Genomic DNA, 18,917 nt, shown 5'->3' on the forward strand with positions numbered 1-18,917 from the left:
TGCCTGCACCACACCTCCTACACAAATAATTTGCACATCGGGTTACCTTAAAAAAAGGAGGAGTAACCGGACTGGTTACTCCTCCCCACGGTATGATACAGGTAACGTTTAGTTGCCGGTATAACCTATGACATCGTTGCCGCCGGGGATGCCATTGTACTTAAAGTACAGTGGGCGCTCTACGATGATAGTGCCGCTAAAGGCTTGCACCGTCATTGATACCGCGAAACCATCCGAGCCATTGACATTCACTGGATAGGCGGTGGCGATTGGAACAATGATACTATTCACATTAATCGTTGTCCGACTTGTCGCTGGCAAGGTAATCTCCTTTGAAATCACGGTTTTATCCGCGAAGAAGGTAACCGCCACCACTTCGGACTTATTGTTCGGGTTTTGCAAGGTCAACCATTCGTTGAACGTGCCCCCCGTGTAGCCTTCCGAGAAGCTGTACACCGCGTGGCTCGACGGCCCGGCCTCACCCACGACATCAGTTATGCCGGGAATCGTACCATACTTGAAGTACATCATACGCTCCGCCACAATCGAGGCGGTCGAGGAGGTCACCTCTGCCGATACATCTCCTGTGGGAGTACAGCCACAGCCGGACACCGGATGGCTATAGGCGTTATTCACGTCAAAGTACAGCTGGCTCTGCGCATTCACCGTCACTGGCACATTCTGCACCGTTCCGTTGGTATACTCCAGCTTGATAAGTGCCTGGGCAGAGCTGGTGGTGAAGTTGGCCAGCACCAGATATTGCTGGAAGCCCGTGCCCGTATGCCCTTCAGCAAATAGCCAGTCACTGCCATTGCTGCCTCCCAGCGAGGTCGCCCCCACTGCCGAGCCGCTCCCGTGATCCAGCCACCCGCCCCCGGCACATTCTGCTTAACGTAGATGGGACGCTCCACCACAACGCCAGCATTCGAGCTCACTTTGATCGCAGCCTGCCCGCTAAAATTGGGGTTCGTTGTGCCACGATGTAGTGGGGGGTACATCCACTGTGGCAGTACCCTTCACCTGCCCGTTGCTGTAGTAGGTTGCCGTGACATGGGCGGTAGTCGTCGAACTGGGGTTGAGAATCGTGATAAACTCGTGGACGTTCGCCGAGCTGCTCTGGGTAGTATCGCCCTGGGCAAAGTAGAACGTCATGTTGGTCTCGTTGGTCGCTCCCAGCACATCGGTGCCGCTGGGCACAAGGCCCTGCCAGTTAAAGTACATCGGGCGTTCGGCCACCACCGGAACATCGGAGGTAACAATAACCGAGATCGCCTGCTGCGCTGCGCTGGTCGAGATACCCAGGTCCGCATTGACGTTGACCGTGTAGCGACTGCTGGCCGCGATCGTGTGAGGCACCGTCCTGGCTGCCTGATTCTGAGGTACTGCACCTGTACGGTCGCATTTTGCGCGGACGAGTTAAGAATGGTCAGGTATTCCTGGAAGCTACCACCCACGCTGCCTTCGGCAAAGTACCATTTCGTGGCCGCCGGAGTGCTACGTGGGTTCTGGCTGACAGCCAGCTTCGCCAGATCCTGACCCAGGTTCCAGGCATTGAAGCTGCCCAGGCCCGTAGTCATGTCATAGTTGGGTGTGGCTGGATACTTGCCCGTGCTATCGATGGTATCATTGTTGCCAGTAGTGACATCATGGAAGTCATTGCTATACGAAGTGCCGTTGGCGGTCTGGTAGAGCAGGGGGTTGATAAAGCCCACATTGAAGCCACCATCGTGCAGCGACTTCTGATTGGTCAGCGCCATCATAGCAGCCCACAGTGGCGCTGACGCCGATGTACCACCACCATACCACCAGGGATAGCTACCAGGACAAGATACTGCAACTGTGCAATAAACCAGATAACCGGAGTATTGCCAATCAGCATTCAGCGCTACATCTGGTACTTCACGATGACCATTGGAATAGGAATTGTTCACGCCGGGTCCTTGCTGCCAGGAGGGCTGAGACCAGATGCTGCTCAACCCGCCGCCAGTAGCGTCTTGGGGATCATTATGCCAAACAGTTTCAGAGGAGTAGTCGTTGTTAGCAGTCAACGTTAACGTTGTGCCGCCAACGCCTGTGACATAGGGTTGTGACGCAGGATCATTTACTGATATAGTGCCATAGTTAGGCGAACTGGGGTCACAGGCATTTATCCCAGCGTCTCCAGAGGCGGCGAAGATTGTTTGCCCTTGAGCAGCAGCCAGGATAAAAAGTCCATTTTCAAAATTGAGATCAGCATTACTGGCATCAACCTCGCATATACTCCAACTGGTGCTGATCACCGGGACAGCATCATTATTGATGATCTGTGCCCACATGTCATTGCTCCCTTGTTCGGTATTGGGAGCTTCGTAGACATTCAGACCAGCGAGGTGAGGAGCCATGCCCAGGATAAGCTCCATATCCATCTCAACCTCGAAAGCACCGCGTGAAGGTCCGCTACCAGTGCCGCCATCAACAAGATGCTTGTTGATCGGCACACTGCCTCCGCCATAACAGCCTGTATAGGCTTTAATGTCCGATAAATTGTAATCATCGAATTCCACGAGGGCAATTGTTTGCCCTTCACCCTTGAAGCCTGCGCTATAGAAGCCATTACAGTTATAGGCTGTAGCAACCTCCGAGGGCAGAAGCGGATGCTGAGCATTAAGACAGGTAACAGCATTACTGCTCTGCGTATTGGGAGTGCTCTGACCCGATAGCGAATGTTTAGTAATAGGTGGATGAGTAAACGTTACCGCATTGTCCAGGCCAGAGACGTTCTGGATCAATCCCGCCAGGCTGGATGGCACCATAGGATCGCTGACGGTCCCCTGTACGCCAACGACAAGATGCTGAGACATAGTTAGTGTGACATGAAAACCATAACTTTGTAGATAATCGATAATGCTTTGCTCACTACTTGCCAGAGGCGCATATGCCGTGGCAACTTGAGACTTGGTCAGATAGTGATTCGCATTAAGTGACTTGGGGCGTTTCATGCTGTCGACATAGTTTTTCAGCGCGTCAGCATTGCGCAAGCGCAAGCCAACAGAGAGGGTAATGCGCTGGTTCGCATCTGTGGCCCTACCAGTGTACTGGTTTTCACCAGGTTCGGGACAGTTCCATTGATAGGCACCAGAGTCGCAGCGCTGGCATTGCCAGCTTTGCCAGACAGGTACACACCAAGAACCGCACCAAGAACAAGACAGAGAAGCGGAATCCCAATGAGAGTGCGCTTGATCCATAAGCGCTTTTTCTCCGGCTGCTTCTCTTCACGTGGGGGTAGAGGAGACATGAAGATTCACCTTTTCCTAATTATTAGCTAACGCCATGTGCAACTTATTTCTGGTAGGTGGTGCGTGCTGGTAGCCTGCGGCTGCCAGCACGCACCACCTACCCAGGCGAGCGCCACAGGTTCAAGCCGTCACGCCAAAAAGTTGCACATTGGGTTAACCACTAAATGACAGAAGATAGACAAACAATGTGTGCATGTCTATACATACAAAAGGATGTGCATATCTACATATATAAAAGGATGTGTATACCTGCATCTTATCTATAAGAAGCTAAGCTGCATTCGCAACTATCAATATTTAAGCCATACGTTTCTTATATCTCTTCCATCTCATAAACCGTCTCAAACAGTTTCAACACACATCGAGAAGTCTTTTTTTGTCACTTTCAATGCTGAAATTTGAGAGCAGACAAAGCACGAGCCAGAGTGACTTTTTTCTCACTTGTTTTCATCAGCAATACTGCGATGGTGACAGAGAAGAGCCTCTCTTGTTCTTCATCCCGATCCTGTTTTGTTATACTATCGTGAAAGATGAACAGGACTTTTGGCCAATAGCAAGAGCGGAGCCTACTGAGAATCGTTTCCATAAGTGCCATTTAAAAATATTCACGAACATCTATATAGAGACGGAGTTGTAAAGTAAGAAATGACACAGCCATTCCTTATTCATAAGCGGGAAGTAGAAACCGACCGGCAGACGGCCCCGGTGAAGTTCAGCGATACAATTCGCCGCTTGCTCCTCAGTTGGGAAATATACCTGATCCTTTTTATTACCGCTTTTCTACGACTGTTCAATATCGATAAAGTTATCTTTAATGATGATGAGGCGGGCGTCTTTCGCATGGCCCATGACGCTATAGCTAACGGTTGGTTGCCGCTCACCAGCAATAGAGCATCGCTTGGCAATCTCAATCCTCCATTTGTCATTTATCTCTTTATGCTACCTGCATCCTTGAGCGCCGATCCCCTCTGGGGGCAGGTAATGGTTGCGTTATTTAATACGGCTGCTGTTCTGCTGACCTATTTTTTTGTGCGTCGTTATTACGGGCGGCTTGCTGGCACGATAGCGGCGCTGCTCTACGCAACCTCCGTCTGGGCATGGACATACAGTCGCAATATCTGGCCACAGAATTTCCTGCCTTTCTTTATTATGCTTTTCATGTTTACGCTCTTTCGCGGCGTCGTTGAGCGGCGCAAGGGGTGGTTCTTCTGGGCAATCGTGCTGATCGGTATACTATATCAATTTCATGGAAGCACGCTTTATCTCCTCGCCCCCCTGACCGCGGCTGTGCTCTTTGCCTTCAAGACCATCCGCTGGCGCGATATCGGATTAGCCGCCATAGTTCTGCTCCTGCTTTTTGCGCCTTACATTGTCTGGGAATACCATACTAACTTTGCTGACGTAACCATGATCCTCCACGCAACAACGGGGCAGCAGGCTACTATCGATACAGAAGCGCTCCGTTTCTATTTGTCCTTTATCCGGCCAATGCTCGCTAATCCCTACCTGGATCCCATAGCCCGCATTCGCGACAATCATCTCCTTCTACCCAACGCACAGTCAATTCTAGCAACTACACCGCTCCGTCATCTGTATCTGTTTCTGCGAGCAGAGTTCTATGTAGCAATTCTGCTGCTCCTGGGCGGCTTGCTTATCGCGGCCATGCAGATTCTGTCTTTCCGACGTTCCGCACCAGAGGCAGAGCCCAAAAAAGGGATTCTTGCCCGCTGGTGGAGCGAATTTTGGGCCTCACCCTACAAGCAAGGACTGGTTCTGCTTCTCCTCTGGCAAGTCGCGCCTCTCTTGTTCCTGACACGGCATTCGATCGTATTATTTGCGCATTACTTTATCTTCTTTGTGCCAGGACAATTTATTTTCATGGCTCTGTGCACCACGCAAATCATTGCGTTTGTGCAAAAATACCGGCCTGGATGGGGTCGGCTTGCCCGTTATGGGATGGGCGCCCTTGCGGCTCTGGTGATTCTGGCGCAATTGATTGGCAGTAGTAGCACTCTCTTTGATCTCACTATGGGAAACTTTAACGATCACTCGGTCTTCCCGCCATATAATGATCTTCACTCGGAGCAAAATGCTCTTCAAGAAGCAGATCGAGTGGCGCAACAGCGACACATCAACCGTATCTATGTTACGACGATTAAATTCCATACAGCACAAGCACTGGAGGACCTCTCTGGTCAGGTAAAAACTCCTGTTGCATTGATCAATATAGATGATTGTTTTATGCTTCCTTCCCCCGAAGCCGGGCCGGTTGTTTTTCTTGTCACGCCTAATGACTGGGTGACGAATACCATACTTAACCAGTACACGAACGCGACGCTGGTTAGCACGCCTCCACATCTGGGAGGAGATCCCTATGACATTTATGTCCTTACAACGAAGCCAGCGCCTGCTCCGGTTCCTCATGCGTTCACACAAGGATTGCAACTCATCTCCCCCACGGCGCAGTTGCTGCAAAATTCTACAGCTGGTCGGCAATTGCTGACAACACGGTGGAGCATCCCAAGCACAAATAAGCCCGCGCCACGTACCCATTATGGTTTCAATTTCCGTACACATGCCAATGAAGTCTACACAACAGACGACAATATAAATTGCCTACCGACAGCTACCTGGGCAGGCGATCAGTTATTTGTGTTCCATAAGTCGCAGCAAGGAAACCCATTTCCCTCGCAGATTTCTCTCCAGGTATCCACCTACCTATCGCAACCGCAGGCGCTCTCTGCTGGCCCACTGACGATGTTCACATATTATGAAGTGGAGAATTCCTTGCAAACACTGCTTACAGCTGATGGAAAAAATAGCATTACTCTTCCAACAACAAATGCTAGTAATTGATTGTCTGTGACTATTCAGGACCCCTTCGCGCGCCTGCGGCGCGAAGCCAGGATCGCAGACACTGAGAGCGCAGGCGCGAGGGTGACATCAAAAACGCCGGGCCAGTTTCGGCTGGCCCGGCAGGGATGGGAGAGTCATTCGCTTCAGGTAAGTTGCTCAGGAGTTTGCTGGCACCAGGTGGACATGAATATTTGGCTGCCAGAACGTCACCCAGAAGACAAACGATGGTGTAGAGGAGATCTGGACCTCTTTTACATTGTAGGGTTGATAGCTATGCAACACCTCGGCACGCGCGTTGGTCGCCGATTTCCCCAGCACCTGGTGCTGTACATTCTCGGGTTTGATTGAGGGTGTGGTGTTTACCTGGGCGGTAAAGTTGAGCGTCAGGTGCTCTCCTGTGCCACTTGTCGAGAGCTTTTGAATTTGAATGGAGGGGGCCGCATCGGCAGTCACGATGTAGTTCTTAAAGTTCTGCTCCTGCTGCAAGGCCACATTCAGTGGATTGACGCTTGCCTTCTGGATATCGCTACCAGAGATAAGCAGTGCCGTCAAGGTCACATGTAGATTCGCGGTAAAAGAGTTATTCTCTACCACCTGGTCAACTTTGGGGGCATCGGTTAAGGTGCTCTGGAGATCAGGCTTCCCCACAACATCCTGTGGCGACTTCTTCTGCTGCGTCAACCAGTTCTGGATATCCGCGCTCAAGGCATCCTGTAGCTTCTGCTTCAAAGCATCCAGGTCTCCCTGAGTGACCACGGTAGCCTTGCCAGCACCGCCGCCCGTCATGCGGTCCGCGTTGGTAAAGGTTAGCTTTACCTGGTCAGGCGAGGAGAGATGACTTGCCCGGGCAATCTCGCTCTTGCTATTATCGGGGAGTATGGTGATGGTCTTAGCGCCCACATTCCCGCTCGTCCCAGGCTTCTGCGCCTGCACAGGTACATCCACGTGGTTCGCGCCACCACCTTGAGGCGTAACCACAGCCTCCGCGGTTGTCACAAACTGAATGCCATCACTCTGCGTCTCTAATACCGTCCCGGAGGGAATGGTAATATTAGCGCTCCCATTATTGGTAAAGGTGATGCTGCCGGTAGCCACCTGATTATCAATAAGCTTCTGGCCAGTTGCCGTGCCAATGCCATTCTGTGTGAAGTCCCGTGAGAGGCGCTGTGCCGGAACACTTGCGCTCGTGGCTTGCGCGAGGCGTGGGCCAACCACACCCGGACCACTGGGAACCACGGCCAGTGTGAGCGCATGGCTATAACTACGTCCCGCAAAGGTAATCGTCACATCTGTGCTCGGCACAAAAAAGGCCAGCAAACCAACCACTAGAAACGCCAGTAAGATACCAGCTGCCACCAGGAAGCCTCCCCTGGCCCCGCGCCTACGCTCCTGATAGGAGCGGCGACTGACACGGCTATGAGTTGCCTGCCTGGATGGTCGTTGTGACGCCTGGCTGCTACGCGAAGCTGGTTTTACCTGATTGGGATGCTCCTGTATCCCGCTCGCAGGCAGTACTGCGCGCGAATGCACCGGGGTCAACTCGCGGCTTAAACGCTGAGCGGGCGCCTGGGCGGCGGGACGTGGCGGCATAATTTGTGTTGGCTGCTCCTCCACATCCGGTGCCTCATACTCATCCTGGTCCTCCTCCAGAGGGATTCGGCTGGGCATGGGACGCTTTGAGCTTTTCTGCAATGGCACCGAACGTCGATCACGGCGCGCCGCGGGCAGCGAAGGAGGCGTAAGCTCATCGATCTCGTCATCCGACTCCATCTCCTGTTGGCGGACAGGCGGAAAGGCGTCATCACTGCCCATGTCACCCAGGTCTTCAATCTCGCCATCCACAATAATACCGGGCTGGGTCGATGGCCCACCGTGTACAGGAGTCTCGGGAATGGGATGCATTCCACTCTCAAGCTGATCTATCGTTACCGCGCCCCGTTGCTCGGCACGTGGTGGCGGCGGTAGCTCATCATCAAAATACGCGAAGGGATCGGAGAGAATGGCATCCGCGACCGTTGGCGAGAGAGGGGGCGTTGTATAGCTCGGCTTCGCCTCATCGGGGGTACGCGGCGAGGCGGCTCGCCTGGCATTGTCCTCGGACTCCTTTGCCTGTGCACCTAGTTGCTCTTGCATGGCGGATCGCCGAATACTCTGAGCCTGGTTATAGTCTTCGAGTAGCAGATCGGCCTCGTCATCATCCAGTTCCTGGGGAGGCAGCGAGTGAATTGAAGGACGACTCTGCCCCTCATAGGCATAGGGCGCCTCAAACTTACGCGCAGGCGACTCCTCAACTGGACGCTTCTGTTCTTCAAAGCTTCCATCAAATTGGGAGTGCTTACTGGGTAGCTCTTCCTGGCCTGGCTCAAAGGTTTCAGAGGCTGGATTAATATAGGGAGAGGGAGAGAGTGGCAGGGGAGAAGGGGGAGCAGACTTCCAGCGTTCGGACGGACGTTCTAACTGACGAGACCGGCGAGGCCCCAGGCTACGTCCCTCAGGGGCCTTACGCGAGGTGCCTCGTCCTCGACCGCCCGGGGCCGAGCGCCCCGGGCGACTATTCTGGCGAGGATCGCTGGGCTGGGCCTCGAGTGATTGAGCTACCTTAAACTTCACCGCCTGGGCCACCGAACGCACCTGGGGATCAGAGCTTACAATGACCACGTCCTTCCCCATCTCCCGTGCTCGTGCATGCAATAACTTCCAGGCCACATGACTACGCAACTGCGTCTGCGCTGGTATTACCATGATCACATGCCGCGATTCAACACGCTGTAGGCGCTCACGTACACTGGTTAAATCGTCTTCAGGACCAATATAAATTGTTTGCTCATCACTCATAAGCCCAGATTCTCCCCATCAATAACGGATCCACACGAAGTTCGGGCTGTGCAGCTTAATTATAGCGTAGTATCACATCCCTGTGTCTCTCATAATAATAACGTATGATAGTGCCAGTTCCGCTCTCCCGACGCATTTTCTGCCTATTTTTAAGCATCTTCTGATCCGAAAACCCTGAGCGCGAAGCGCTAGACACGTAAGTGGCGTTGGGTTTCGGAATAAGATCTATATGCTAGAGAATATGTATCACATGCGCATCGTGTCTAGAACACGATACAGGGTTTGTTCGAGCATTGAATCATCGTTCTCTAATTCGACGGCCTGGTAGGCTAGAGCCATGGGCGTAATATCCTGGGCGCTACGCAACATACTCTCGGGATCAGTAATATGTCCCACCATCTCTGGTTGCACAGTGCGAATGATTGGTTGCCGCGAGAAGGGCAGGCGCTCTATCCAGGGAAAGGCTTCAAGCTTCTGAAACAGATCTAAAAGCCCCGAGCCACCACCGACGACATAAATGGCGGGTGGCAATAACTCCTCCTTAGCAAGCTCTTCGAGCAAGAGTTCGACGCTATCCATCCAGGTCTGACAATCGGGTTCGAGAATAGCCCGCATCTCCTCATAGGCCTCACCTGTAATCTCTCCCCGGCTATAACTCAATTTTAGGCGCTCGGCCTCGCGAATCGAGATGCTTTTACTTGTGGCAATGCGACGCGTAAACGAGCGCCCCCCCAGGGCAAACATACGCGTCTCCTCGATGCCTCCCTGCCGTACCAGGGCGATATCGGTCGTACCACCGCCAATATCAATAAAGATGGCGCCGCTATCCGCTCCAGCATTCGTGCTCAAACAACGTGCCAGGGCGTAGGGTTCAGCCACAATCGCCAGCAGGGTGAGGTCCAGTCCCTGGGCCACCGCCTCCAGCGCGCCCAATTGCATTAGTGGCGCAAAGGCGCTAAAGAGCGTCAGCGAGAAGTAGCGACCGGGAAAGCCAATAGGATTGGATACGGCCTGCCCATCAATACGCACCGAGACGACGGCGGTATTGGTTAGACGAACCTCGATATTATGGTAACCCGTTTCCGCAGCGATACGCTCCTTGGCGCTCTTCAGTAGTTTATTCTGCGCACTGGCCATGAGTGCTTCCAGCTCATCCGCTGTGATCGGACGCGCCGGTTGCTGCCGATTTTTACTGACCGTTGTCGAGCTGCCCTTGACCAGTTCGCCTGCGATACCAATGATCGCGGAAGGCGCGATGACGCCCCCTGCCGCTTGCTCCGCCTTGAGCAGAGCCTTGTTACAGTTGGCGATAACGCCGGGGATATCGGTTACAATACCATCCGACATATGTGTATAGCTTTGAGGATGGTGTCCCACTCCTAGAACCTCAGCGCTATCCCCATGGACCTCGATAATCATAGCCTTGGCATAGGCGGTACCAATATCTAGCGCTGTAAAGAGCTGACGCTCAGAGCTCGAACCCACAGGCTCGAGTTCAACTTCATACTCTTCTTCATCTAGCTCGGGATAATACCCATTCTCTTCGTGTCCTCTGCCAAACAGACTGCGCAGACGTTGAAAGAGATTCATAGTGTGTCTTCCCTGATTTTATTCTTTCTTTGTTTCACAGGTGATGGGGGCACCTACACTCGCCAGAAACAGCGCGATGACTACCGCTCTCATCGCCATATACACTCAGAGCGTCATGCACCGTCGCCTCAAAAACGAAAGTGCATGACGTGTACGTTATAACACAAAGAACGTACTTCTGGCAAAGTTACTACCTCTCGAAAACCTGAGCGCGCAGCGCTAGCCACGACAGCGGCGTTGGTTTTCGTATAAGGAGCTACTGTAGATTCTCTCGCACAAACTGCGTTACCAGATCTAAAGCGGCGCCCAACTCAGCCTTGTTCTTGCCACCACCCTGCGCGACGTCTGGGCGACCACCGCCCTTGCCGCCAAGCTTCTGGCCTACGGCAGCGGCGATTTTCCCCGCGTGCAGGCCGCGCTTAGTCAAGGATGGCTCAACGTTTACCTGAAGGGCGATGCGCTCCTCCAGGGGCGCGGCGAGAACCACCACGTGTGGCTGCTTTAATTTTGAACGCATCATCTCGCCCATTTCGCGCAAGACTTTGTCGTCAGGCACATCCACGCTGGTCGCGATGATGGTTACACCAGATAACTCCTGCCCCTGTAAGACCAGGGTCTCCACCTGGCGTACCGCGTTCTCGCGCATGAACTGCGCCACCTGCTTACGCAACGTGCTCAGCTCATGCTGCATCTGCTCCACGCGCGCTTCAAGCGTGTCAGTCTGTACCTGCAAGCGGGCGGCGAGCGAGTCAACCAGAGCGCTGCGACGACGCAGATAGGCTTCAGCAGCCCGCCCTGTCAGGGCTTCAATACGGCGGATGCCCGCGGCAACGCTCGTCTCCTGCACGGTCAGGTAGAGGCCGATCTGGCCTGTTGAGGCGCAATGCGTACCACCACACAGCTCGGTGCTACTACCCATCGAGACGACACGCACGAGGTCATCGTACTTTTCGCCGAAGAGCGCCATCGCGCCTGTGGCAAGTGCCTCTTGAATAGGCATGATAGTAGTATCAACGGGATAATCGGCGCGAATCCAACGATTCACCTGCGCATCGATCTGGGCAAGCTCATCTGTAGTCAATCCACGCTGACTGCTGAAGTCGAAGCGCAAGCGCTCAGGTTCCACCAGCGATCCCCGCTGCTCCACCTGTGTCCCAAGTAAATCACGTAACGCCTTATGTAAAAGATGCGTGGCGCTGTGATTACGCATGGTATCTTCACGGCGCTGGCTAATCACTTCGGCCTGGACACTATCACCAACGCGCAGGTAGCCCTCGGCGATTTCACCGTAGTGCACATAGAGGCCTTTTACCGGGCGGCGTGTATCCTGTACTTTAAACACGCCCGCCTGGGCCAGAAGGTCTCCACGATCACCAATCTGACCACCGCTCTCGGCATAGAAGGGGGTGGCATCCAGGATCGCCAGGGCCTGCTGGGGCGCGCTAATGCTCTCGACCTCTCTGCCATCCACAAACAAGGCCACAACCTTACCCGTGCCGGCGATGCCCTGGTAGCCAGTAAACTTCGTCGGACCAATGCGCTGGAGCACCTCGTCGAGGTTGGTCTCGTGGTCGGCCTGCGCGAAGTTGCTGGCAGCACGGCTGCGCTCCTGCTGCTGCTGCATGGCCTGCTCAAAGCCTGCTGCATCAATGGTAAAGCCCTGCTCTGAGGCGATCTCCTGCGTCAGCTCGACCGGAAAACCGTGGCTATCATAGAGCTTGAAGACCTCAGTTCCTGGAATGACTGAGATCTCTTTCTGGCGCAGATCGCTCAAGAGGCTCGTCAGCAACTGTAAGCCCGTGTTGAGGGTCTGGCTAAACTTTTTCTCCTCCAGGCTCAACACGTCGACAATGCGGTCGCGCTGCGTGCGCAGTTCGGTGTAGTAATCACCCATGAGCTTGATGACGGTGTCCGCGGCAATGGAGAGGAAGGGCTGATCCAGTCCTAGCAGCTTGCCATGGCGCACCGCGCGGCGCAAGACGCGGCGGAAGATATAGCCACGCCCCTCGTTGCTGGGCAGCACGCCATCGGCAGCCAGGAAGACCAGGGCACGCGCATGATCAGCGATGACGCGCAATGAGGTATCGACGCGCGTCTCCTGCCCATAGGTCTTGCCTGTAAGCTGGGCAAAGTGATCGATAATGGCACGAAAGATGTCGGTATCAAAGACCGACTCTTTCCCCTGCACAACCATTGAGAGGCGCTCCAGGCCCATGCCAGTATCGATATTCGTCTTGGGCAGCGGCGTGCGGCCCCCATCGCGATCCTGGAAGAACTGCATAAAGACCAGGTTCCAGATCTCAAGGAAACGCTCGCAATCACAGCCCGGTTTACAATCCGCGCGTCCACAGCCATGCTCAACGCCACGGTCGTAGTAGATCTCAGAGTCTGGGCCACACGGACCCGACGCACCTGGAGGACCCCACCAGTTATCCTCCAGGCGTACAATAGCCTCATCAGGATAACCTGCGATCTCATTCCAGTAGCGTGGTGCCTCGTCATCCTCTGGATGGACCGTTGGATGCAGGCGCTGGGCGGGCAACTTGATTACCTGAGTCAGGAACTCCCAGGCGAAGGTGATGGCCTCGCGCTTGAAGTAATCGCCAACCGAGAAGTTACCCAGCATCTCGAAGAAGGTCAACGTGCGCTCGTTGCCGACGATATCGATATCAGTTGTGCGGAAACACTTCTGAGACGAGGTCAGGCGCGATCCTGGAGGCGTCTCGCGCCCCAGGAAGTAGGGGATCATCTGCTGCATGCCCGCGGTGGTCAGCATCACCGTCGGATCATTGCGTGGAACCAGGGATGAGCTGGGCACCTTGACGTGGCCTTTGCTCGCGAAGTAATCTAAAAAACGCGCACGAATTTCCGTGCTGGTAAGAGCGATCTCTACAGACACAACAACCTCCTCAGCGTATGGGAGCGTCTCTTGCGATAAAGACACGTAGAGTGTATGGTTTCAGGTGGCCTGGAATGCCCAGGCGGGACGTCATTACCGTTACCATAATATTAACGGTATAAGATACGCCAACCTGTATTCGTTTCTGCACACAAAGAGACAGACACAATAGATAAGAGCCGGTTTTATCGTCAAAATGCTGCTATCAACAACATTTGTGTGAGTGTTTGTTAGTATACAATGAAACACAAAAGATGCATATGACCTTACGTTCCACCTTTTCTTCTGTTTCTTAAAAAGGCGTATATATGCATGCGCATTATATCAAAGGAGAAGAAGCATCGCAATGGACACAGCAAGCTCCCAGCAGCGACAACGACCGCTCTACATTACGCTGCCACAGCGAACATTAATCGTGCTCTGTGGCCCGGCTGGCGCCGGAAAAAGTACCTTTGCGCGCAACCTCGTTCATGCTAATCAGCACGCTGGCTTCGCGCCAACCATGATTATTTCATCTGACTATTGCCGTAGCGTCATCTTCGATGACGAGGCCAGCCAGCAGGCCAATCGTGAAGCCTTCGACCTCTTTCATTTTATTATCGCCAAACGTATGCGACAGAACCGCACGACCATCGCCGATAGCACGGCCATTTCCTGGGACGCCCGGCGCAACCTGCTTGAACTGGCGCACCGCTACAACTATCATACCAGCCTCTTTATTTTCAATATCACACCCGACATCTGCCTACGCCATGAACAACAACGGCAGCGACGCGTGGGAGCCGACGTGATCAACTATCACTTTGACCAGTTACAACAGATACTGCTCAGCAGTCCCCAGGAAGGCTGGGGCCAGATATACCAGCTTGACGAGGAGGATATCAATCACTCAGCAGCTAATATCCAGCTTCATGTTCTCCCTTTCACGCCCCCACCCGAGGCCTAAGTCTGTATTCTCTTGTTGCGCGTGCTATGTATAGGAAACCTATGGTACAATATAAGCGAGAGCATCCAGCATTATTATTTTCTGACTGTAAGCAGAAGTGTGAGCAAGAAGCATGTTTCGTCGTAACTATCGGGAAGCCTATGAGCGCATGCGCAACACCCCACATTTCAACCAGAATACGTATAACGCCTCCACCACAGAGCCGTGGTGGCCTGATTCGACTGCTCCAGTGCCTCCACAGTATCTCTCCAACCTGCCGTGGCACCGGCGTGCCCTCTACAGCATAGGGCGCTTCTGTGCCGCCCTCATTCGCAAGCTCAACCAGTTGCTTGGCTTCCTGCTCTGGATATTGACGCTGCTCCTGGCTGCGCGCTTCCTCTTCACCCTCTTTGGACTGACACATAGCCTCTTCTCACAGTGGATCTTCGCCGCCAGCGCACCCTTTATGTTCCCCTTCGAACGCTTCATGCCCATCTCACACTACAGCGGCTACGCCATCGATGGCTCCATCCTGGTCGCCATCTTTATCTACTGGCTCGGCGTCTTCCTGGTGCGCCGCTTCCTCAAACTCCTGGTCACCCGCCCGGCATAACCCCATAAGTTAGTCAACGGTACCACTTAACAGAACAGTCACCTCACAACTTGTTATAATGGGAAAGATAATAATTCTCTAACCAAAGACCTGAGAGGAAGGGCCTTTACCGCATGAGCAAGCCGGGCATCTGGCGACAACCGGAACTACAATTCCCCCCTGACTTTGATAGCATCTTTTTCGATGTCGATGGCATCTTAATTCATACACTCGAATCCTTCCATGCCACAGATATCGCCACCGCCGAATACGTAGTCGGCACGCTGCATGGACTGGACTGGGGGCAGCATGAAGGGAAAGCCCTGCTGACCTCCATGGATGTGGATATTTTCAAGCAGGCAGGTGGCTATAACAATGACTGGGATATGTGCTACCTGCTCGCATCGCTCTACACGGCGAAGTTGCGCGAATGGCGAGGCACCGAGCTGGCCGAACGCAACAATGCGCAATGGGCCGCCCTCTCACGTGAGGCCAACCTGCGTGGACACGGAGGACGCACCTGGGTTGAGGAGACCATTCCCGCCAGCGCCCGCGCCAACTATGCAATTATTGGCGACATTTATCACGAATACTATTGGGGCAGCGAGGGCATGCGTAGATATTACGGCCAGGAGATGCTCTACCTCCCCAGTGACTTCGTGGGACTCTATCACCGGGAGCATATGCTCTACCAGCCCGATTTCTTTCAACGCCTGCGCGCCGCTGGTATAAAGCATATGGGCATGATCACTGGGCGCGTTGGACCCGAGGTGGAAAGCGCGCTTGAGCGCATGGAGGCCTATAGCGGTGAGCGCTGGTGGGAGGTCGTTATTCCGGCGGATATCTGCCCCAAGCCTAATCCTCAGGCCCTGCGTATGGCCATTGAGCGCACGGGCGCACGCGCTGGCCTCTTTATCGGCGATACCGCCGACGACCATGACTTCGTGCGCAAGTATATGCAGAGCCGAACACCCGGCGAACCCATAATCATTGGCGCGATGAGCGTCAATCCCGCCGAGGTCGACCTCTACAAACAGCGTGGTGCGGAGATCATCGTCCCCTCAGTCGAGGACCTGCTGGATATCCTCCCCGAAGCCGTGAAATAAGAGCAGACGACGCGTGCTTTAGCAGCGTCGTCTGCTCTGCATCGGCCCCTACTTACAGCAGGTAATCATAGTGATTTCTGGGCGGCAGTTCAGGCGCACCTGGGGTGGCTTCATCCCCAGGCCACGCGTGGTATATTGCCACATCTCGCCCACACGGTACAGGCCACAGGAATACTTGCGGCCCAACGGTGGCAGCCTGAGCGCGCCCAACCATGGGAGACGCACCTGACCGCCATGCGAATGACCCGAGAGTTGGAGATCAAAACGTTGCGCTTTGACGGCCACATCGGCGAAGTCTGGCTCATGCACAAGCAAGATAGCCGCTCCCTGCTCAGGTATCTTGCGTACAACAGCCTGAAACTTCTCCTGGTAGGAGACAGTGCGCGGCACAGAAGGCACCTTCCGCTGCTGAAAGAGATCCGCCAGCCCCACGATATGCAGCATCTGGCCCGCCCGCTCAAGCGAGAATATCATCTCGGTGGCGTCATGAATACCATACTCCGTGAAGAGGGCACGTAAATACGCGGGACCCTGTGTTCCCACCCGATGATCATGATTGCCCAGGACCGCGAAGACGCCATCGCGCGCCTGGAGAAAACGCAGCGCTTTCAACGCCTCCAGAGCAGGCGGCTCGTATACCGAGAGAAAGTCGCCTGTAATGACCACGATATCGGGGTGCTGCTGGTTAACCGCCTGCACAATCTCTTGCAAGCGCGCATAATCCATCCAGGTGGTATCGGCATGGATATCGCTAATGTGAGCGATCCGGTAGCCAGCAAAAGCGCTGTCCAGGCGTGGCAACACCAGCGAGAACTCGTTTACCTCCAGCCAGGATGGCTCGATACGACGCGCATAATAGTTCATCCCACCAATAGCTCCCAGAGCTCCAACCAGAACCGCACCCGCCGCTTTCCATTCCATGTTCTCTGTCTTCCTTTTCCTTGGCTGCCTGCTATGCTCTTCATACAGGCTCCTGGCTCACTTTACATTCAGTGGATATTATAGCGCTGCCTGGCGCGGAGAGAACAGAGGAAACGTCCCCCCAACCAAAAGGATAAATCAGCACGCCGTAAACGTGGTGCCTATAACGTGAGCCGACTCTGCAAAGAATTGACGAACGCCCAAGTACCCACGGCTTGATCTCTCTATATAATAGACAGACAGATAGACACTACCCGCTCCACCGACTCAACTTCAACCGCTGCACTTGTCTTGAACATCGATAAAGGAGCATGCAGTAATGGCCAGAACCGCGATCATTACAGGCGGTATCAAAGGGCTAGGGAAGGCGATTGCGTTGCATATGGCACGTGAAGGATATCATCTGGTACTCAGCTATCACTCAGATGACGTGGCGGCTCAGGAAACCTACCAGGAATGCCATGTGCTTACCCCACAGGTGCTGGTAATACGTTCCAATGTCGCCAATACCCACGATGTTGAGAATCTTTTTCATGTCGCCAACAACCAGCTTGGAAGCATCGATGTCCTGATCAATAACGCGGGACTGAATATTGATAAACCAGTGCTGGAGCTAAGCGAAGAGGACTGGGATCGCGTCGTAGATACTAACATGAAGGGGACCTTTCTCTGCTCCCAATGCGCCGCGCGCTATATGCTCCAGCAGGAAGCAGGTGGCTACATTATTAACCTGGGGGCCACAACCGGCATCACGGGACGAAAAAATGGCCTGAACTATTGCGCCTCCAAGGCCGGTATCCTGACGATGACCAAATGCCTGGCCCTGGAACTGGCGCCAAAGATTCACGTCAACTGCATCCTGCCTGGCTTCATCCAGACCCAGGAGGTCGAGGAACGCTATGGGACGAGTGATCCTCAGCGCCTCAAAAAGATTACGCAGAGCATTCCCCTCAACCGCATCGGCCAGCCTGAAGAGATAGCCCAGGCCGTTGATTTCCTGCTCTCACCTGGCGCCGACTTTATTCACGGCCAGAAGCTCATCGTGGACGGCGGAGGATTTATGTACTAAAAAATATTGTTGAGCCTTGTGGGCTTTGCCCGCAAGGCTCAACAATATTTTTTAGTACACTATAGTTCAGCCTGGCGCTGCTGAGCGTCATCAATCAGGCCCACCAGGTACTGAAGCTTCTTGATCGTATGCTCAACATTGCGCTTGTTGCGCTCGTAGCCATCGGGGGCAAGCTGCTTAAACCAGGTCTGAATATCCTCTTCGGAGATGTCAAACCACTTGGCATCAGCCTGCAAACGCAGATAGACGCGCATCTGCGGGTCCTGCTTCTTGCGCACCGGGGCCTGGGGCGCCTCGCCTGCGCTCTCGCGCTCATCGGCCTCGACTGCCGCCGCAAGCTCAGTCTCGGGATGTAACTCATTGTAGAGCGCCTGTATGTCTGCCGCGCGGAAGAAGGACTCGCGTCCCACGCCGCGCTTTGGCTTTATACGCCCATCCTTGATCCACTGTTCCAGGGTAATGCGATCAATCCCCAGCATACGCGCCGCCTCGCCCGCATCGATAAAGGCAAAACGCCCACCGGGACCTCCCGGCCCTCCAGGTTTATTTAGCATAGCTCTTTATTCCTCCATAGTATCTGCAAATCATGAATTTTATGGCTTCTCTCCCCAATTATAGCGCACACCACGACCCAGAGAACCTGTCCAATCGGGCAAGCGCTTTATAATAATATACACATTTGTAGCACAAGAGAAAATAAAATAAGCTAAATTGTAAACCAAAAGTAATTTGCTATAGAAAATTATATTTCCAGCATGTTAATATATTTCTATACATACCTCTTCTCTATCTTGTTTAGCCGTGTACAAGATGTTTTGCAGATTCTGTAATCTGCGCATGGCATGTGCT

The 18,917-nt window shown here is 53.8% G+C and carries 14 protein-coding genes; 5 read left to right on the forward strand and 9 right to left on the reverse strand.

Translation table 11 applies throughout. The features are described from left to right. Positions 1-108 precede the first annotated feature (108 nt). From KRAC_RS75910 to KRAC_RS75925, 4 genes are all read right to left on the reverse strand, one after another. Entirely contained in the window at positions 109-840 is a 732-nt protein-coding gene (locus KRAC_RS75910) for a hypothetical protein (RefSeq protein ID WP_007908203.1), read from the reverse strand. 114 nt (positions 841-954) lie between these two features. Then, positions 955-1,152 (reverse strand): hypothetical protein, encoded by a 198-nt coding sequence (locus tag KRAC_RS75915; protein WP_040442547.1) that lies wholly within the window; start codon positions 1,150-1,152, stop codon positions 955-957. Continuing rightward, entirely contained in the window at positions 1,149-3,023 is a 1,875-nt protein-coding gene (locus tag KRAC_RS75920) for a S53 family peptidase (RefSeq protein ID WP_244422142.1), read from the reverse strand. The genes KRAC_RS75915 and KRAC_RS75920 overlap by 4 nt, the downstream gene beginning before the upstream one ends. Continuing rightward, the gene (locus KRAC_RS75925) at positions 2,996-3,274 is read right to left on the reverse strand and encodes a hypothetical protein (protein WP_040442549.1); all 279 of its coding nucleotides are present in this window, start codon (positions 3,272-3,274) and stop codon (positions 2,996-2,998) included. The genes KRAC_RS75920 and KRAC_RS75925 overlap by 28 nt, the downstream gene beginning before the upstream one ends. Positions 3,275-3,920: 646 nt before the next feature. Between KRAC_RS75925 and KRAC_RS14640 the strand changes: the two genes are divergently transcribed. Next, the gene (locus tag KRAC_RS14640) at positions 3,921-6,131 is read left to right on the forward strand and encodes an ArnT family glycosyltransferase (RefSeq protein WP_007908207.1); all 2,211 of its coding nucleotides are present in this window, start codon (positions 3,921-3,923) and stop codon (positions 6,129-6,131) included. 156 nt (positions 6,132-6,287) lie between these two features. On the opposite strand, the gene KRAC_RS14645 is transcribed toward KRAC_RS14640, so the two are convergent. The 3 genes from KRAC_RS14645 to alaS all read right to left on the reverse strand — a co-directional run bounded on the left by KRAC_RS14645 (position 6,288) and on the right by alaS (position 13,455). Then, entirely contained in the window at positions 6,288-8,966 is a 2,679-nt protein-coding gene (locus tag KRAC_RS14645; RefSeq protein ID WP_007908208.1) for a baseplate J/gp47 family protein, read from the reverse strand. Positions 8,967-9,212: 246 nt separating this feature from the next. Then, positions 9,213-10,556 (reverse strand): cell division FtsA domain-containing protein, encoded by a 1,344-nt coding sequence (locus KRAC_RS14650; protein WP_007908209.1) that lies wholly within the window; start codon positions 10,554-10,556, stop codon positions 9,213-9,215. Between the two features lie 256 nt (positions 10,557-10,812). Further along, positions 10,813-13,455: an alanine--tRNA ligase gene (gene alaS / locus KRAC_RS14655; protein WP_007908210.1), complete on the reverse strand. Its 2,643-nt coding sequence runs from the start codon at positions 13,453-13,455 to the stop codon at positions 10,813-10,815. A gap of 346 nt (positions 13,456-13,801) precedes the next feature. Between alaS and KRAC_RS14660 the strand changes: the two genes are divergently transcribed. From KRAC_RS14660 to KRAC_RS14670, 3 genes are all read left to right on the forward strand, one after another. Then, entirely contained in the window at positions 13,802-14,401 is a 600-nt protein-coding gene (locus KRAC_RS14660; protein ID WP_007908211.1) for an AAA family ATPase, read from the forward strand. 112 nt (positions 14,402-14,513) lie between these two features. Further along, positions 14,514-14,993, forward strand: coding sequence for a YggT family protein (locus KRAC_RS14665; RefSeq protein WP_007908212.1), 480 nt, complete (start codon positions 14,514-14,516; stop codon positions 14,991-14,993). Positions 14,994-15,106: 113 nt separating this feature from the next. Beyond that, positions 15,107-16,078 carry an HAD family hydrolase gene (locus tag KRAC_RS14670; protein WP_007908213.1) on the forward strand — a complete coding sequence of 324 codons (972 nt, stop codon included), beginning with the start codon at positions 15,107-15,109 and terminating at the stop codon, positions 16,076-16,078. Positions 16,079-16,126: 48 nt separating this feature from the next. Here the strand turns inward: KRAC_RS14670 and KRAC_RS14675 are convergent, their stop codons facing one another. Beyond that, entirely contained in the window at positions 16,127-16,999 is an 873-nt protein-coding gene (locus tag KRAC_RS14675; protein ID WP_007908214.1) for a metallophosphoesterase, read from the reverse strand. Between the two features lie 319 nt (positions 17,000-17,318). Here KRAC_RS14675 and KRAC_RS14680 point away from each other — a divergent pair, with 319 nt between their 5' ends. Continuing rightward, positions 17,319-18,068: an SDR family NAD(P)-dependent oxidoreductase gene (locus tag KRAC_RS14680; RefSeq protein ID WP_007908215.1), complete on the forward strand. Its 750-nt coding sequence runs from the start codon at positions 17,319-17,321 to the stop codon at positions 18,066-18,068. A gap of 59 nt (positions 18,069-18,127) precedes the next feature. On the opposite strand, the gene KRAC_RS14685 is transcribed toward KRAC_RS14680, so the two are convergent. Further along, a complete protein-coding gene (locus KRAC_RS14685) occupies positions 18,128-18,622 on the reverse strand; it encodes a helix-turn-helix domain-containing protein (RefSeq protein WP_007908217.1) in 495 nt (164 codons plus the stop codon). Positions 18,623-18,917 lie beyond the last annotated feature (295 nt).

Source organism: Ktedonobacter racemifer DSM 44963 (assembly GCF_000178855.1).
Taxonomy (GTDB): domain Bacteria; phylum Chloroflexota; class Ktedonobacteria; order Ktedonobacterales; family Ktedonobacteraceae; genus Ktedonobacter; species Ktedonobacter racemifer.

Excerpts from the sequence above, each read along its gene's own strand:
- KRAC_RS75915 (WP_040442547.1), bottom strand. The coding sequence starts at position 1,152 with ATGACGTTCTACTTTGCCCAGGGCGATACTACCCAGAGCAGCTCGGCG.
- KRAC_RS75925 (WP_040442549.1), bottom strand. The coding sequence starts at position 3,274 with ATGTCTCCTCTACCCCCACGTGAAGAGAAGCAGCCGGAGAAAAAGCGC.
- KRAC_RS14640 (WP_007908207.1), top strand. The coding sequence starts at position 3,921 with ATGACACAGCCATTCCTTATTCATAAGCGGGAAGTAGAAACCGACCGG.
- KRAC_RS14645 (WP_007908208.1), bottom strand. The coding sequence starts at position 8,966 with ATGAGTGATGAGCAAACAATTTATATTGGTCCTGAAGACGATTTAACC.
- KRAC_RS14650 (WP_007908209.1), bottom strand. The coding sequence starts at position 10,556 with ATGAATCTCTTTCAACGTCTGCGCAGTCTGTTTGGCAGAGGACACGAA.
- KRAC_RS14660 (WP_007908211.1), top strand. The coding sequence starts at position 13,802 with ATGGACACAGCAAGCTCCCAGCAGCGACAACGACCGCTCTACATTACG.
- KRAC_RS14665 (WP_007908212.1), top strand. The coding sequence starts at position 14,514 with ATGTTTCGTCGTAACTATCGGGAAGCCTATGAGCGCATGCGCAACACC.
- KRAC_RS14670 (WP_007908213.1), top strand. The coding sequence starts at position 15,107 with ATGAGCAAGCCGGGCATCTGGCGACAACCGGAACTACAATTCCCCCCT.
- KRAC_RS14675 (WP_007908214.1), bottom strand. The coding sequence starts at position 16,999 with ATGGAATGGAAAGCGGCGGGTGCGGTTCTGGTTGGAGCTCTGGGAGCT.
- KRAC_RS14680 (WP_007908215.1), top strand. The coding sequence starts at position 17,319 with ATGGCCAGAACCGCGATCATTACAGGCGGTATCAAAGGGCTAGGGAAG.
- KRAC_RS14685 (WP_007908217.1), bottom strand. The coding sequence starts at position 18,622 with ATGCTAAATAAACCTGGAGGGCCGGGAGGTCCCGGTGGGCGTTTTGCC.